Origin of the sequence: Bacteroides sp. AM07-18, assembly GCF_003602695.1 — a bacterium.
GTDB classification, from domain to species: Bacteria; Bacteroidota; Bacteroidia; order Bacteroidales; family Bacteroidaceae; genus Bacteroides; species Bacteroides uniformis.
In genome coordinates, this window is record NZ_QTLM01000005.1 from 189,534 (window position 1) to 205,457 (window position 15,924).

The following is a 15,924-nucleotide window of genomic DNA, read 5'->3' on the forward strand; positions in this document are numbered from 1 at the left end:
AAAGGATACGGATGAAAGAGATGGGGGTTATAGGACGATGGGCTCTTATACTGCTCTTGCTGGGCAATGTATATGGGGGCTTTGCACAAGATGCGAATACTGCGCGCGCGCAGCACATTTATGAATTGTTTGTGGCAGGGCAAGGTGACAGTATCCATGCGGCATTGAACCGGGAGTTGCAGAAGAAACTAGCTCCGGCACTCTTCAATGATTCTTTCCGGCAAGCAGAGAAAATGTTTGGTAAATCCATATCAAAAGGAGAATGGAAGACCGATTCTGCCCAGGGAATTACTATCTATTATTCCGATGTGGAATTTGAACGTTATAATCTCCGTTTTCTGGTGGCTTTTGATGCTGACGGGGCACTGAATACAATCCGGCTGGTCCCTGCACCTGCTGTTAGCACTGCCCAACCGGTAGCCTATGATAAGACAAAAATGGATGAAAGGGATATTACGCTGGGAGCCGACGGCTACAAGCTTCCCGGAACGTTGACTTTGCCCAAGTGGGCAGTCGGTCCGGATGCATGCAGGGTTCCTTGTGTTATTTTGGTACATGGTTCCGGTCCTCACGACCGTGACGAGACGATAGGTCCCAACAAGCCTTTCCGTGACCTTGCCTGGGGATTGGCGAAACGCGGCATTGCTGTCGTCCGCTATGAAAAACGGACAAAGGCATATGGTGCGGCTTGCGTTCCTGCCGGTCGCGAACTCGATTATGATACTGAGGCCGTGGACGATGCCGTTGCCATAGTGGAGCAGGTAAGGGCTTTGCCCGAGCTGGCTCCTGACAGTGTGTATGTGTTGGGGCACAGCCTGGGAGGTACATTGGCTCCCCGTATTGCCGGGCGTTCGAAAGGTTTGGCAGGTATCATTATCCTTGCCGGACTGGCAAGATCGCTTGAAGATGCTCTTGAGGAACAGTTTTATTATACCTCTTCTTTGACGGATTCTTCAGTCAATGTAAAGGTTCAACTTGATGAGCTGAAACAACAGTTGGCTAATGTCAAAAAGCTTGGTACGGAAGAGTTTGATGAAACGATTTCCTTGCCATTGGGGCAGCCCCGCTCATATTGGCTGTTTGCCAATGCTTACAAACCGGTGGAAGTTGCCGCTAAACTAAAGCTGCCTATATTTGTTCTTCAAGGGGAGAGAGATTATCAGGTGACTATGGAAGACTTCGGTTTATGGCGTTCCGGTTTGTTGCGCTGCAAGAATGCATATTTCAAATCTTATCCGAAATTGAATCACTTGTTGCAGGAAGGCAGCGGCAAGGCGACTCCGTTTGAGTATAGCCATGCTTCGCCCGTCCCAGCATATGTTATGGATGACATTGCCTCCTTCGTGCGGGGCAAGCAGAATACTCTTTGATTGGTACTTGGTTATATCAAAGTAACTTCAATCGTAAATCGTAAATTGTTAAATAGTAAATAAATAGTGGCTAAAAAAGAAACTTCAACCAAAAGCTTTGTCCTCCGTGTGGATGCTGCAACGATGGATGCCATTGAAAAATGGGCAGCCGACGAGTTCCGTAGTACCAATGGACAGCTTCAGTGGATTATCGCTGAAGCATTGCGGAAGAGTGGGCGGATGAAGAAGTCCAAGAATCCTCCTCCGTCTGAAGAGAAAGCAGAGGAGGATTCGTAATAACAGATTCTAAATCGCAGATAGTATGATTAATCTTGGTCCTTATTCCGGCAAGAATTGCCCTAATGTCCGTTTTCAACCCACTGTGATTGACCGTATTCTGGAAGGTACGGCCCTGCTTATCGTGCTCGTTACGTGGATTAGCATTTACTGGCTGTATACCCAAAGAGAAGGTGCCCTGCTGCCCGCCGTCTGGGTGATGGGTGGCTGTTCCATTTTCTGTTTCCTTTTGATGGGGGGATTGGCGTATCTTCCCGTCCGTTTCATCAATTTCCCTATTCGGGTCACCGAGCGCAATGCGGCTGTTCAATATTTGTTTGCCATACGCCTTACCCGGGTGATGAACATCATTCTGTTATTAGTGCTTTTGGGCAGTGTTTGGGGCTTGTATTATGCATTCGGCAAACTCCTGCTCCTTGTCTCGTTTGTTTTGTTGGGGGTGGCATTTATAGGATACTATATACTGGCGTTTAAATATAAGTAGCCTTACAGTCTGTTTAATAGTCCTTTTTACCACTTACCCTCCTTTCTCATCTTTATTTGTTGTTATAAATCTGCCATTACCTACTAATGGTTACTCTTTCTCTTCTTTTCGTAATTTTTAGGTATTGTTCTCCTTTTTAACTACCTCTACCTTTGCCCCAATAAAATTTAAGATAAAAGATGAGAAAATTAACAGGCTTATTCGTTTTATGTTTTCTGCTTTCTGCCAATGCTTTGCAGGCTGCTGAACCTGAAAAAGTTACTTCTGCAGCAGAGAGTACGGAAATTTCAACGGACAAAGAGAAAAAGGAAAAAGTAGCGAATGATGGCGACAACTACAAGAAATTCCGTTTCGGTGGATACGGAGAAATGGTTGCAAGTTTTAAGGATTATGGTATTAACCGTTTCTATGGTGCGCCTGAAGGCAATCCAGACAAACATAGGAATACAATTTCTATACCCCGTTTCGTGTTGGCTCTGGATTACAAGTTCAATTCCAAATGGATACTCGGTGCTGAAATCGAGTTTGAATCCGGTGGTACGGGTACTGCTTATGAACTTGAGAATATGGAAAACGGTGAGTATGAAACGGAGGTGGAAAAGGGTGGCGAAGTGGCTATCGAGCAATTCCACATTACCCGTTTAATTGTTCCACAATTCAACATACGTGCCGGTCACGTCATTGTCCCGGTAGGATTGACCAACGCCCATCATGAACCAATCAATTTCTTTGGAACTTATCGGCCGGAAGGAGAGACAACCATCCTTCCTTCTACGTGGCATGAAAACGGACTCGAGTTTTTTGGTTCTTTTGGAAAAGGATATGCCAGCTTTGATTATCAAGCCATGATAGTGGCCGGTCTGAATGCCAATGGTTTTGACCGTAACACCTGGATAGCAAGTGGCAAACAAGGCATCTTTGAAGAAGACAACTTTACTTCACCGGGCTATGTGGCTCGTCTGGACTACAAGGGGGTTCCGGGGTTGCGTATAGGCGCTTCGTTTTATTACTGCGCTGATGCCGGTTCCAATTCTGACAAAGCGGATACTTATTCGTCTACCGGTAAGATTCCGGTAAGAATCTACACGGCAGATGCCCAATACCGTAATAAATATGTGATTGCCCGTGCCAATATGGTATACGGAAATTTGGGCAATTCAGCGAAGCTTAGTGAGGCAAATACCAAATTGTCGAATAAATCTCCTTACAGCCGTATAACCCCCATTGCAAAGAATGTAGTCAGTTATGCAGCCGAGGCCGGTTTGAATATCAGCGCTTTCTTCAAAGGAAACAAGAAAGTTCCGGTTATCTACCCCTTTGCACGTTATGAATATTACAATCCGCAAGAAAAGGGAGAGGCTAGCCAGATAATGGAGAAACGTTGTCAAGTAAGCATGTGGACTGCTGGATTGAATTGGTATGCCTTGCCTAATCTGGTGGTAAAGGCTGATTACACCACCCGCCAAATCGGAACAAACAAGGTTTTTGGAACTGGCAAGTATAATAGTGAAAATGAGTTTTCGATCGGTATTGCCTATATCGGTTGGTTTGTCAAGAAGTAGATGAATAGTAATCAATTAATTTTATACAGATGAAGAAAAATTTCTTTTATGCGACAGCTTTGGTATTAGGGCTGGCATTTACGGCTACTGCTTGTAGCGATGATGATGACAACAGTACAGTTAATCCTGCTGACATTGAGTATAATTCGGAGAATGCGGCAAGTTGGCACAACTACATGAGAAATGTGGCGGCTTTGTTGAAGACAGATGCCACCAATCTTTATGATTCTTGGAATACGAGTTATAAGGGTGGGGCAAGTTTTGCAACTTCCTTCAAAGCTCATAATGGTGCCTATAACTTTTCAAGTGCCTGGAACTGTATAGAGCAGGTTATCGACGGTTGTGTTGAAATCTCCAATGAGGTAGGTGAGACGAAGATTGGTGATCCATATAATAAATATATGGCAAACAATGTTACAGAGGCCCTCTATGCTGTTGAGTCATGGTATAGCTGGCATTCCCGTGATGATTATACCAATAATATTTACTCAATCCGCAATGCCTATTACGGCTCTTTGGACGGTAAGGTGAGCGACAAGTCTATTTCAAAATTGGTGGCTGGAGCCAATGCGGAGTTGGATACGAAAGTGTCGGCAGCTATCACTACGGCAGCATCGGCTATTCAGGCTATTCCCCAACCTTTCCGTAATAATATCAACAGTCAGGAAACGGTAGCTGCTATCAAGGCTTGTGAAGAACTGGAAAGTGCATTGGATAAGGAGTTGAAACCTTATATCAGGGACAATAGCACCATTAACAGCAATGAAGCACTTGACCCGATTGTTGAAAATTATGTCAATGTTGTGGTTTTGCCTACCTATAAGGATTTGAAGGAGAAGAATAGTACGCTGTATGACGCTGTGGTGGCTCTTGCCAACAATCCCTCTAACAGTGCTTTTGAGACGGCATGCAATGCTTGGATAACAGCCCGTGAACCTTGGGAGGAAAGTGAGGCGTTCCTATTTGGGCCGGTGGATGAGCTGGGGCTTGACCCGAATATGGATAGTTGGCCTTTGGACCAGAACGCCATTGTCCAGATTCTGAATTCCCAGAAATGGGGCGATTTGGAATGGAGCGAGGGTGATGATGATGCAAAAGTTGAATCTGCCCAAAATGTACGCGGATTCCATACTTTAGAATTCCTGCTTTTCAAGGATGGCAAGCCTCGTACAGTTAAATAAGAATTATTTATAAACAATACTCAAGAAGTAAAGGGGGGGATTTGGAGAATCCTGCCTTTACTTCTTTGGCATGTTTGGATATGCCATTATTAAAAAGTAGATAAAGATGATGAATCATTTAATGAGATATTCATGTCTTCTCCTTTGTTTGTCGGCAGGTTTGACTGCTTGTGATGATGATGGGATTGACGTGTTGGATATAGAGATTCCTGAAGGATACGCTCTGTCTGCCGGAACGTCCACAATCTTCATGAATTCATCCAAGGCCTATGATTCACCGGCAGATTGGGTGTCGGGTGTTTACAACAGTCGCTTTAATGATGGTGACGGGCTTTACGATGATGTGCGTACGAGTAGCAATGGCATGGGAGGGGGGCTTGGCCCGGTCTATGCGGGGTATTCTTGTGGCAGTTGTCATCGTAATGCCGGCCGTACCAAACCGACGCTGTGGAGTGAAGGCGGATCGGGTAGTTACGGGTTTTCCTCGATGCTGGTTTATATAAGCCGCAAGAATGGTGCGTTTTTTCAGGATTATGGCCGTGTTCTCCATGACCAGGCCATTTATGGAGTGAAACCGGAGGGAAAGCTTTCTGTGGAGTATACTTATGAGACTTTTACCTTTCCCGACGGAGAGAAGTATGAACTTTGCAGACCGGCTTATTCCATATCCGAATGGTATGCTGACAGTATAAAGCCTGAAGATATGTTCTGTACGGTGCGTATCCCGTTGAGACATGTCGGTATGGGGCAAATGATGGCTTTGGAACCTACGGAGATTGAAGCGCTTGCTGCAAAAAGTAATTATCCGGAGTATGGTATAAGTGGCCGTTGCAATTACATTACCGAACGTGGTGTGAGAAGCTTGGGGCTGTCGGGAAATAAGGCTCAACATGCGGATTTGACTGTTGAACTTGGTTTTTCAAGTGATATGGGTGTTACCAATAGCCGCTATCCGGAAGAGATATGCGAGGGGCAGGCCCAGGTGAATCAAGGCAGCATGATGGGGCTTTCTTATGCCCAGTTGGATGTTTCTACAGAAGATATGGAAGATGTTGACTTGTATATGCAGAGTCTTGGTGTTCCTGCACGGCGTAATGTGAATGACCCGCAGGTGATAAGGGGAGAACAGAATTTCTATAAAGCCAAGTGCCATCTTTGCCATGTCACCACGTTGCATACCAAGCCTCGGGGCTCCGTGCTGTTGAACGGTACCCGTTTGCCATGGTTGGGAAGTCAGACAATTCACCCCTATTCGGATTTTTTGCTGCATGATATGGGCTCCGAAATTATGGGAGTCGGTCTGAATGATAACTATGTAAGTGGGTTGGCGCGTGGCAATGAATGGCGCACTACTCCGCTTTGGGGTATCGGGCTTCAGGAAAAGGTAAACGGACATACCTACTTCTTGCACGATGGCCGTGCCCGCAATCTTGTTGAAGCCATAATGTGGCATGGGGGAGAGGGAGAAGCATCGAAAAATCTCTTTAAGAACATGAGCAAGGATGACCGTGATGCCCTGATTGCATTTTTAAATTCACTTTAGAACTAATAAGCTTTATATAAAAAGTAATTATGAAGAAATTTTTATATGTCGCCATGCTGGCTGTTTTGCCTTTGACCGCTATGGCGCAACATGAGGAAGATACGGAGAATGGTGTAGTGTCATTGGCCGGAAGAGAAGGTTTTACCATTGAAACAAAGAAAGGTGACTTTGTTTTCAAGCCTTATCTGTTGGTACAAACGAGTGCTAATTTCAATTGGTATGATGATGAAGGCTTGGATAAGGCTTATAACCAAGATAATATTGCCAATTCGGGTTTTTCCATTCCTTATGCCGTACTTGGCTTTACTGGCAAGGCTTTTGGAAAAGTAGCTTTCAATCTGTCCATCAATGCTGCTGCAAGTGGAGGAGCGCTGTTACAGCAGGCGTGGTTTGATGTACAGCTGAAAAAACAATTTGCGATTCGTGTCGGAAAGTTCAAGACTCCATTCTCGCATGCCTATCTGACAACTCTTGGCGAAACACTGCTTCCCCAGTTGCCGGTTTCTCTGACGTCTTCTGTAATTTTGCCTTATTCGTTGAATGCCGTGACGCCTAATATCGGTACGGGATTTGACCTGGGTGTTGAAATTCACGGTCTGGTGGCAGATAAGTTCGGTTATGAAGTCGGCTTGTTCAATGGAACCGGAGCTTCCGTGAATACAGCTTCAAAGACGATGAGTGATGACTGGCATATCCCTTCATTGCTGTATGCCGGACGTCTGACTTATATGCCCAAGGGGGTGATGCCTTCCACACAAGGTAATCCTAACCGTTTGAACGAGGATAAGATATTATTCGGTCTTTCGGGTTCTATCAATGTGGAGAGTGAAAATGAGAGTACCAATGATACCCGTGTGGGGTTGGAATTTGCCATGTTGAAGAACAAGCTCTATCTGGCGGCTGAAGCTTATTATATGAATGTAGGTTTCACCAAACGGCAAAAGATAAATGAATCGTATAGCTTTTTAGGCGGTTATGTGCAAGGTGGTTACTTTGTCGCTCCCCGCCTACAGCTTGCCGCACGCTACGATATCTTCAATCGTAACGGTACGGATGACGACGGTTTCCTGAATATGCCTGCTGTAGGTATGAATTACTTTTTCAGAGGATGCAACTTGAAATTGCAGGCAATGTATCAGTATGTAGCCCGTTGGGGACACGACACGCAGCTCGACCGTGATAATGATAATTTAGGTCTGGCCACTCACTCTGCCACGGTGATGCTTCAATATACATTCTAAATGAAGTCAGGAAAGGATTCGTCTATGAAAAAATACATTCTTTTCTTTTTTCTGCCCGTGCTTCTTATAGGTCTGCATGCATGCGATGAGGGGAGAATTTATGAGAATGCCGTAGTGGCCACGGGTGAAGGACGCACAGTGAAGATGACAGGCCGGATTAGTGGTGTGGATAAGTGGTCGGGCGACTATAGTGTGGTAGTGGCAGGATTTGATGATGAAAGCGATTATGCCATTGTTTCAAAGGTTGTTCCGGTATCCGAATCGGATAATGATGAAATCCAGTTGACAATGTCCGGCATAACGGATGAGGTGACAACTGTCGAGCTATGTGTAATCAATAAGTTGAGAAAGCGCATTGTCAGTTTGGTGGCAATGGAATGTACTGAAATCGCTGATACTATACTTATGGATGCAGGAACAGTTGATGCAAGTATGTACAATGCCATTCAACAAAAAATATTCAATGCCACTTGTACGGCTTGCCATGGTCTTAGCGCCACTCCGGGTGGTGGCTTGAATCTGCTGGAAGGACATAGCCATGCTGATCTGGTCAACCGGGCTTCAACGACGGTGGACGGTAAAATGAGGGTTATGCCCGGCAATGCGTCAGAAAGTGTCTTGCATCTCATATTGGGTACGGACATCAGCTCGGATTGGCGTATAGACCATTCTCAGATGATAACCTCATCTGATATGCAGTCTTTGATTGGCAACTGGATTGACGATGGTGCACAGCCGTAATAATGATGGGCCTTACTGGTAATACCGGTACTTTTTTGAACAACAACGACTAATTGATATTTAATATGAAAAATAAACAACAACAAACTAATCAATTGGAGAATACCTTAACCGAAATCTTTAAATATGAGGTAGAAGCGGGTGTTTCGGAATATCATGTAATGATTCATGCCACCAGACCGGAAGCGACTTATGAAGAACAGCTGAATGCGGTGGTCGACACTTACTGCCAACTGCGTGAAAGTGAACTACAAGGTGCTGTTGCCATCTTTAAACGCTACTTTCTAAGTGACGCCGCCAATCAAGCAGATATGCTACTGGCGCTTTCGGCAGAATGTTCGGATTGTGCACTCTCCGTGGTAGAGCAGCCGCCGTTGAACGGTACAAAGATTGCACTGTGGGTCTATCTGCAGAAAGGTGTGGAAACACAGGTGCTTCATAACGGATTGTTCGAAGTGAGACATGGCGCCTACCGTCACCTTTGGGGAGGCGGCTCTTTCAATCGTGCTGCCAATTCGGAATACCAGACCCGTCTGCTGTTGAATGACTATGTGATGCAGCTGATGGAACAGGGCTGTAAGCTGGCTGATAATTGCATACGTACCTGGTTCTTTGTACAGAACGTGGATGTGAATTATGCCGGAGTGGTGAAGGCGCGTAATGAGGTGTTTGTTACCCAGGACTTGACGGAGAAGACTCATTATATTTCCAGTACCGGTATCGGTGGCCGTCATGCCGACCCAAAAGTGACGGTTCAGATGGATACTTATGCTGTAGATGGTTTGAAATCTGAACAAATTCACTACCTTTACGCACCGACACATCTGAATCCCACATACGAATACGGTGTGAGTTTCGAGCGAGGTACGTATGTGGATTATGGCGACCGTCGCCAGGTGTTTATTTCGGGTACTGCGAGCATCAATAATAAAGGTGAGGTGGTATGTCCCGGAGACATTCGCAAGCAGACGGAACGTATGTGGGAGAATGTGGAGGCTTTGTTGAAAGAGGCTGGCTGTACGTTTGATGATTTAGGACAGATGATTGTTTATCTGCGGGATGTTGCAGACTATACCGTGGTCAAAGGAATGTATGACGAGCGTTTTCCGGATACTCCGAGAGTGTTTGTATATGCTCCCGTATGTCGTCCGGGTTGGCTGATAGAGATGGAATGTATGGGAGTCAAGTCTTTAGAAAACAAGGAGTTTGCTCCATATTGATTTTTTACTTTTAATTGATAGCTCTTAATTGAAAAAGTTTCTCATAGCTGTTTATGGTTGTTTGCTGCTCTTACTTGCTGCAACTACGTTTGTAGAGCAGACATACAGTACGGATTTTGTAGAAAAGCATGTTTATCATACGATTTGGTTCTGTTGTTTGTGGGGAGCCCTTGCTGCGATGACTGTTGTTGTGCTTGTAAGACAGCGGTTGTGGCGGCGTCTCCCGACGTTGTTGTTGCATGGCTCCTTCCTCGTGATTTTGGCGGGAGCCATGACTACGTTTCTTTGTGGCCGAAAAGGATATGTGCATCTTACTGTCGGCAGTGAGGTGAACTGCTTTTTGGAACAAGACGGCAGGCAGGTTGTAGAGTTACCGTTCACCTTACGTCTGGACAGTTTCCGGATTGAGTACTATCCGGGTACGGATGCTCCTGCAGATTATATCAGCTATATTCACGGTGAGACGCCCGTCTCCATGAACCGTATTCTTTCACGGCAGGGGTTCCGCTTTTATCAGTCTTCCTTTGATGAGGATATGCAGGGGAGCTGGCTGACAGTGAATTATGACCCGTGGGGGATAGGGATTACCTATAGTGGATACCTCTTGTTAGGTGTCTCCATGCTCTGGATGCTGGTCAGCCGGGGTGGAGAGTTCCGCAGGCTGCTGAGGCATCCGTTGTTGAAGAAGGGAGGAATGTTTGTTCTATTGTTGCTGTGTCTGGGAAGTGGGGTACATGCGCAGAAGAGAAGCCTTCCGGCACTGGCACGCAAGCAGGCGGATAGTCTCGCCCGTAAGCAGGTGATTTATAATGACCGTGTGGTTCCTTTCAATACCCTTGCGCGCGATTTTGTACTGAAACTGACGGGAAAACCGTCTTATGGAGGCATGACGCCGGAGCAGGTGATTGGTGGATGGCTTCTGCGTCCGGAAGTTTGGCAGAATGAGCCGATGATTTATATCAAAAACGAGGCACTCCGTCGCCTGCTTCATTTGGAGACACCCTATGCATGTCTGGCTGATTTGTTCGACGGTGAGAAGTATCGCTTGCAGAAGTTCTGGAAGGGGAAGCAAGACCATCATCAGAAAATGACTTCTCTGGAAAAGGCCATTGTAGAGGCGGATGAAAAGGTGGGACTGATTTTGATGCTCCAAAATGGTACATTGATTCGTTCTTTGCCGGAAGACGGGAGTGTGGAGCCTGTTTCCGATACTAAAATACAAGCCGAATTGCTGTATAACCGTATTCCTTTCAGCAAATTGCTGTTCATGTTCAACCTTACGGTGGGGATGCTGGCTTTCTTCCGTCTGCTGTATCGCGGCCTGCGTCGTTCGTCGGCATTGTCAGACTCTTCCGGTAGGATTGTAGCGCTCTCTTTCTCTTCGCGTTTGGCAGATACTTTTTTCCCGTTTTCTCTTTATGCGGCGTTTCTCTTTCAGCTCTTCGGGTATGGCCTGAGGTGGTACATCGGTGGGCGAATACCGTTGGGCAACGGATACGAAACGATGCAGTTCATGGCATTGTGTGCGCTGTTCCTGGCTTGTCTGTTTCGGCGGCGCTTCCCGTTTATGGTGCCTTTCGGCTTTTTGCTGTCCGGTTTTGCCTTGCTAGTGTCTTATTTGGGACAGATGAATCCCCAAATCACTCCCTTGATGCCCGTGCTTGTTTCTCCATGGCTCAGTACGCATGTGTCGTTGATAATGATGTCTTATGCTTTGTTTGCCTTTATGATGCTGAACGGCATACTGGCATTGTGTCTTCGCCGTTCAGCCCGGATGTTGATGCTGCTCAGCCGATTGCTGCTTTATCCCGCCGTTTTCTTTTTGGGAGCCGGTATTTTTCTGGGTGCGGTTTGGGCCAATGCTTCTTGGGGGCGATATTGGGCTTGGGACCCGAAGGAAGTATGGGCGCTGATTACCTTTATGGTTTATGGAGCGGCGTTCCATGCGCGCAGCCTACGCATTTTCCGCAGGCCGTTATTCTTCCACATCTATATGATTGTCGCCTTTCTGACAGTCCTGATGACCTATTTTGGGGTGAACTACATCCTTGGAGGAATGCATAGCTATGCCAATGCTTGATTTGCGGGTGGTTCTACCTATTTATAATGACTGACTTGTTTTATTATACCTAATTTAAGTGATTGCGTACTGTCTGCCGATGCCTTATCTTTGCAACATCAGATTTGAATGAATTAGTTAGTCATAATTACGTAACCACTTTTATGAAGATAAAAGGATCCCCGCTTCCCGATGTGATATCGTGAAGCGGGGATTTGTGTATGGCGTGACGGATACTGTGGGTAAGGTTGGATAAGGATACTTGTGGGGCATAAAGAGTCATAGGATGGGGAGGGATGACATAGGGGATGAGCTTTGTCTTCAGGCACAAGATAAACCTTAATCAATAGGCAGAGGGCTTTTCCCGTATGGAGGAGCATACTTTTGCAAGGGATTCATCCGGTTTTTCCCTATAGGCCGCAGCGGGTAGGGAAACGGTTGCCGGAAGAATCTTATAGAGAGTCCTTGATGTCGCTCAATTCTACCAGCTTGTTGACAATAGCGTAGATGGTGAGCCCTGCCGGAGAATGTATCTGCAGTTTGCGTGCAATGTTACGGCGATGGGTAATGACAGTATGGATGGAGAGGTAGAGTTTGTCGGCGATGGCTTTGTTGGTCATGCCCTTCACAACGCAGGTGATGATTTCCTTTTCGCGCTGGCTCAGGGTTTCTTGTTCGCTGTCTTTTTCTTCTTCCTCCTCGGTGTGTAGCAAGTGGTTGATTTTGGAGGCGATGACATCTACGTCATCGCACATGGCGAAGTTCTCGTCATATTCCTTCAATATGTTGTTGTCGATGACGGAGCATACCATAGCAATGTACTTGATACCGGATTTTCCGTGTTCTGCCTTGAAGGCGGGCAGGTCGAACCAGCCACCGAAAGTGGGGTTGATGATGATAATGTCTGCCGGATGCATGTGAATGTAGTTTTGCAGCGATTCCGGAGAAGAAACTTCAATAGGGTGTGCATTCAAGTTGGGAATACGCTTCAAAACAGCCGTCAGACCACTCCGGATGATGACCGAAGTTTCTGCAATGACAATCTTCAAAGAAGTATTATTGTTCATTTTTCAGTTTCCTTTCTATTTGCGCTACGGCGGGAACAAACATATAATCTTCTACCTGGCAGTGGGTGGCAAGGTCTTGTTCGCAGTTGAATATATCGAACAAGACCGCATTCAGGAGATTGTTGTTCTCCTTTTCCGGGTAGTATTTGATGATGATGTTCTTCAGCTCTTTCAGTTTGGTATCTATCTGATTATGTTTGCTGGCAAAAGTGGCGATGTTGTATTCGTCCGATAGGTTGCCTTGGAGTAATTGCTCTACATAGGTGAATACGGCCTGGTTTTCATATTCCATGTGGCGGCGTACTTCCTTGGCATATTCATCGAAGAACTTCAGGATGAGGTAGGCTACATCGTTTGTACTGGAACAATCGATGGCTTCGATGAGTTTGCGGCGGATGGCCGGCAGGTTGAAGTCGAGGAAATATGTGTGGGCACGCTTCAGATAATCCATAAGGGCGGGAATGGAAAAATCACTTTCATTGCCGCTGTAAGAGTATTGTTCTTCGCTGATAAAGTTGGCTACGGCGAGGAATGTAGGGCAATCGACGCCTTGTGCTTCGCAGACGTCCTTCACGCTCTTGTCTCCGAATCCTAATGACAGTCCGAAGCGGCTCATCACCATTAATAAGGAGTAATTGTCACAGATGAGGTCGCTCATCTTGTCCGTGGAGCGGTACTTATGTTGCTCATTCATTGTATGTTATTGTTTTTAATTCTCTGATTCGTGCGCAAAGTAACGGCTTTTATCCGAGAACTGCAATCACTATTAGTAGGTATTTTGCTTGTCGGGAGACGGTTGGAGACTGGTGTTTGCCGAATAAACTAAAAGCTTTAGTTTTATTTAACGAGAGAAATTAGTTTTTGAACTAAATAATTTAGTTATTTGCGGAAAACAAAGAATGTTATGAAAGGATTGACTGCAAAAGAAGAAGAAATCATGGGCTTTTTCTGGGAAAAGGGACCCTTGTTTGTGAAGGAAATGCTGGCATTCTATGAAGAGCCGAAACCACATTTCAATACTTTGTCCACCATTGTGAGAGGATTGGAGGATAAGGGATTCCTGAGCCATCATACGTACGGCAACACGTATCAGTATTATGCGGTGGTCAGCGAGGAGGATTTTCGCAAGCGGACACTGAAGAACGTTATCAGCAAATATTTCAATAATTCCTATCTCAGCGCAGTGTCGTCTCTGGTGAAGGAAGAGGATATATCCCTGGAAGAACTGAAGCAGTTGATACAAGACGTGGAAAAGGGAAGGGACTGAGATTGTTGAGACTCTAATAACTCTGGCTTATGAAAAACATCGGATTGGTTTGTTTGCTGCTGGTAAGTATTTGCTGCGGATTGCAGGCAAAGAAAATCGTAAAGGTACCCTATTTCATGGCATGCAATACGCGTAGCATTGAAGTGGAGCAAGTGACGCTTGGAAAAGATACGACCTGGCTGGCGGTGAGGCTTTATGGCATGCAGGGCGATAGGGTCAGGATTGATTCGACAGCTGTGTTGCGGGCATCCGGAAAGGATTACGGATATTTGGGAAATACCGGTTTTGCCAGGGATGAATGGACGCATATTCCCGCTTCCGGTGAAATGACTGCTGTTTTGAAGTTTAGTCCGCTTCCGATGGATACTGAGAGCTTTGATTTTGTAGAGACACCGGACAGTGATGAAGGATGGGTAATTTATGGTATACAGCTCAACGGAGAGAAACCTCGGGTGGATATTCCCGAACGTTTGCGGAATAAGAAACCGGATGAGGTTTTGCCATTGCCCGGACCGGAATTGAATATGGGAAAGACTGTCATAAAGGGGCGGATATTGGGGTATAAACCAGAGTATGGAGTGACGTTACGCTACTATGACTCGCCTTGGTTCTTCATGTATTTCACCGGTAAGGACTTGAAGATAGCGGAGGATGGCACGTTCCGTTATGAGACAGAGGTGCTGTTGCCGAGCGGTGTTACGCTGTGGATATCCCGTTCGAAAATAGAATTGTTTCTCGTTCCGGGTGGAGAACTGGATGTCACAATCAATCTGCCTGAAATATTCTATTCGCAAAGCCGTCTTTTAAGCCGGAAAAGGGATGGTGTAACGGACAACTGTGTTTGGTTTGAAGGAGACTATGCCGGTCTGAATACCGAGTTGCTGCGGTTCGGTGAAATGAAAAGCTTATCGGGAGCTGATGATTTTTATGCAGATATTTGTGGGATGACTCCGCAGGCATATAAAAAGTATCTGTTCAGGCATTATGAAGATATGCAAAAGAAACTTGTAAAAAACAAGGATATGAGCCAGGCTTGCCGTACTTATATCCGGGCAAATCTGGATATGAATCTGTTCAGCCTTATCTATAATTACAAGAGTAACCTTAGTTATGCCCCGATGCTTTCGGGCAGGAAGGGGGTGAAAAGGGCGGACATGACGGTGGACAGTATCTCATACTTCAAGGAAATACTGCAACTGGATATTCTGCATACTCCCGAACAGAAATATTACAATTATTATACGGACTTTGTGAAGACCGCTACCGGAAATTTCCGGGATAAGTTTGTGCAAGACCCTCTTTGGCCGGACATGCTTCTTGCCGGGCGTGCTTCCCGTAATCTGAGCAAGTACATGCCTTTGACTGAGGAAGAGCGTCGGACGGTGGACAGCATCGCTTCTCCCGACCTCAGGCAATTGTTCCTGATGAGAAACGGGAGGATTGAAGCCGAACTGAAATCAGAGCTGGAAGCTACTAAGGGAAAGACCGGATATAAGATTGTTGAGGTGGAAAAGGAGGTAGCGGCAGACAGTTTGTTGCAGGTCATTACTCGTCCTTATCGTGGCAAGATGGTACTGGTGGATATGTGGAACACCTGGTGTGGTCCTTGTATGCGGGCCATGAAAAGCCTGAAACCGTTGAAAGAGGAGCTGAAAGAGGTGGTTTATCTATATATTGTCGACGAAACATCTCCTGAAGGAAAATGGAAAGTAATGATACCGGATATACCCGGTATTCACTGTCGCATTAGCAATGAGCAAAGTACGGCATTGGCAAAGCTGTACGAATATCCGGGTATCCCGACCTATTTCGTCGTGAACCGTGAAGGAGATATTTCCTACAAAGCAACCGGATTTCCCGGAGTGGAGATGCTACGGAATGAACTGACCAAGTAACTGTAAATAGTAAATCGT

The 15,924-nt window shown here is 45.8% G+C and carries 14 protein-coding genes; 12 read left to right on the forward strand and 2 right to left on the reverse strand.

Annotation, left to right across the window (positions count from 1 at the left end; genetic code table 11):
* Window positions 1-11 precede the first annotated feature (11 nt).
* The 10 genes from DW096_RS09575 (at window position 12) to ccsA (ending at window position 11,698) form a co-directional block, all read left to right on the forward strand.
* Window positions 12-1,370, forward strand: a complete 1,359-nt coding sequence (locus DW096_RS09575) for an alpha/beta fold hydrolase (protein WP_117962647.1) — start codon at window positions 12-14, stop codon at window positions 1,368-1,370.
* A 66-nt stretch (window positions 1,371-1,436) separates the two neighbouring features.
* Window positions 1,437-1,646, forward strand: a complete 210-nt coding sequence (locus DW096_RS09580) for a hypothetical protein (RefSeq protein ID WP_005835322.1) — start codon at window positions 1,437-1,439, stop codon at window positions 1,644-1,646.
* Between the two features lie 25 nt (window positions 1,647-1,671).
* Entirely contained in the window at window positions 1,672-2,130 is a 459-nt protein-coding gene (locus DW096_RS09585) for a hypothetical protein (RefSeq protein ID WP_009037112.1), read from the forward strand.
* A gap of 179 nt (window positions 2,131-2,309) precedes the next feature.
* Window positions 2,310-3,692: a hypothetical protein gene (locus DW096_RS09590; protein WP_117962649.1), complete on the forward strand. Its 1,383-nt coding sequence runs from the start codon at window positions 2,310-2,312 to the stop codon at window positions 3,690-3,692.
* Between the two features lie 29 nt (window positions 3,693-3,721).
* Window positions 3,722-4,873, forward strand: coding sequence for an imelysin family protein (locus DW096_RS09595; RefSeq protein ID WP_117962651.1), 1,152 nt, complete (start codon window positions 3,722-3,724; stop codon window positions 4,871-4,873).
* A 109-nt stretch (window positions 4,874-4,982) separates the two neighbouring features.
* Window positions 4,983-6,416 carry a di-heme oxidoredictase family protein gene (locus tag DW096_RS09600; RefSeq protein WP_034523352.1) on the forward strand — a complete coding sequence of 478 codons (1,434 nt, stop codon included), beginning with the start codon at window positions 4,983-4,985 and terminating at the stop codon, window positions 6,414-6,416.
* A 29-nt stretch (window positions 6,417-6,445) separates the two neighbouring features.
* A complete protein-coding gene (locus tag DW096_RS09605) occupies window positions 6,446-7,657 on the forward strand; it encodes a porin (RefSeq protein WP_005823796.1) in 1,212 nt (403 codons plus the stop codon).
* Window positions 7,658-7,681: 24 nt separating this feature from the next.
* Window positions 7,682-8,398, forward strand: a complete 717-nt coding sequence (locus DW096_RS09610; protein ID WP_118930993.1) for a hypothetical protein — start codon at window positions 7,682-7,684, stop codon at window positions 8,396-8,398.
* A 65-nt stretch (window positions 8,399-8,463) separates the two neighbouring features.
* On the forward strand, window positions 8,464-9,618 hold the full coding sequence (locus tag DW096_RS09615; protein ID WP_005835334.1) for a Rid family hydrolase: 1,155 nt from the start codon (window positions 8,464-8,466) through the stop codon (window positions 9,616-9,618).
* 28 nt (window positions 9,619-9,646) lie between these two features.
* Window positions 9,647-11,698 (forward strand): cytochrome c biogenesis protein CcsA, encoded by a 2,052-nt coding sequence (gene ccsA / locus DW096_RS09620; protein WP_120028738.1) that lies wholly within the window; start codon window positions 9,647-9,649, stop codon window positions 11,696-11,698.
* 431 nt (window positions 11,699-12,129) lie between these two features.
* On the opposite strand, the gene DW096_RS09625 is transcribed toward ccsA, so the two are convergent.
* Both DW096_RS09625 and DW096_RS09630 read right to left on the reverse strand, forming a co-directional pair.
* Window positions 12,130-12,744, reverse strand: a complete 615-nt coding sequence (locus tag DW096_RS09625; protein ID WP_005823789.1) for a response regulator transcription factor — start codon at window positions 12,742-12,744, stop codon at window positions 12,130-12,132.
* A complete protein-coding gene (locus DW096_RS09630) occupies window positions 12,734-13,438 on the reverse strand; it encodes a hemerythrin domain-containing protein (protein ID WP_008665531.1) in 705 nt (234 codons plus the stop codon). The genes DW096_RS09625 and DW096_RS09630 overlap by 11 nt, the downstream gene beginning before the upstream one ends.
* Window positions 13,439-13,648: 210 nt before the next feature.
* Here DW096_RS09630 and DW096_RS09635 point away from each other — a divergent pair, with 210 nt between their 5' ends.
* Window positions 13,649-14,011 carry a BlaI/MecI/CopY family transcriptional regulator gene (locus DW096_RS09635; RefSeq protein WP_005823785.1) on the forward strand — a complete coding sequence of 121 codons (363 nt, stop codon included), beginning with the start codon at window positions 13,649-13,651 and terminating at the stop codon, window positions 14,009-14,011.
* A 29-nt stretch (window positions 14,012-14,040) separates the two neighbouring features.
* On the forward strand, window positions 14,041-15,906 hold the full coding sequence (locus tag DW096_RS09640) for a TlpA disulfide reductase family protein (protein WP_120028739.1): 1,866 nt from the start codon (window positions 14,041-14,043) through the stop codon (window positions 15,904-15,906).
* Window positions 15,907-15,924 lie beyond the last annotated feature (18 nt).

Excerpts from the sequence above, each read along its gene's own strand:
- DW096_RS09575 (WP_117962647.1), top strand. The coding sequence starts at position 12 with ATGAAAGAGATGGGGGTTATAGGACGATGGGCTCTTATACTGCTCTTG.
- DW096_RS09585 (WP_009037112.1), top strand. The coding sequence starts at position 1,672 with ATGATTAATCTTGGTCCTTATTCCGGCAAGAATTGCCCTAATGTCCGT.
- DW096_RS09590 (WP_117962649.1), top strand. The coding sequence starts at position 2,310 with ATGAGAAAATTAACAGGCTTATTCGTTTTATGTTTTCTGCTTTCTGCC.
- DW096_RS09595 (WP_117962651.1), top strand. The coding sequence starts at position 3,722 with ATGAAGAAAAATTTCTTTTATGCGACAGCTTTGGTATTAGGGCTGGCA.
- DW096_RS09600 (WP_034523352.1), top strand. The coding sequence starts at position 4,983 with ATGAATCATTTAATGAGATATTCATGTCTTCTCCTTTGTTTGTCGGCA.
- DW096_RS09605 (WP_005823796.1), top strand. The coding sequence starts at position 6,446 with ATGAAGAAATTTTTATATGTCGCCATGCTGGCTGTTTTGCCTTTGACC.
- DW096_RS09610 (WP_118930993.1), top strand. The coding sequence starts at position 7,682 with ATGAAAAAATACATTCTTTTCTTTTTTCTGCCCGTGCTTCTTATAGGT.
- DW096_RS09615 (WP_005835334.1), top strand. The coding sequence starts at position 8,464 with ATGAAAAATAAACAACAACAAACTAATCAATTGGAGAATACCTTAACC.
- DW096_RS09625 (WP_005823789.1), bottom strand. The coding sequence starts at position 12,744 with ATGAACAATAATACTTCTTTGAAGATTGTCATTGCAGAAACTTCGGTC.
- DW096_RS09630 (WP_008665531.1), bottom strand. The coding sequence starts at position 13,438 with ATGAATGAGCAACATAAGTACCGCTCCACGGACAAGATGAGCGACCTC.
- DW096_RS09635 (WP_005823785.1), top strand. The coding sequence starts at position 13,649 with ATGAAAGGATTGACTGCAAAAGAAGAAGAAATCATGGGCTTTTTCTGG.
- DW096_RS09640 (WP_120028739.1), top strand. The coding sequence starts at position 14,041 with ATGAAAAACATCGGATTGGTTTGTTTGCTGCTGGTAAGTATTTGCTGC.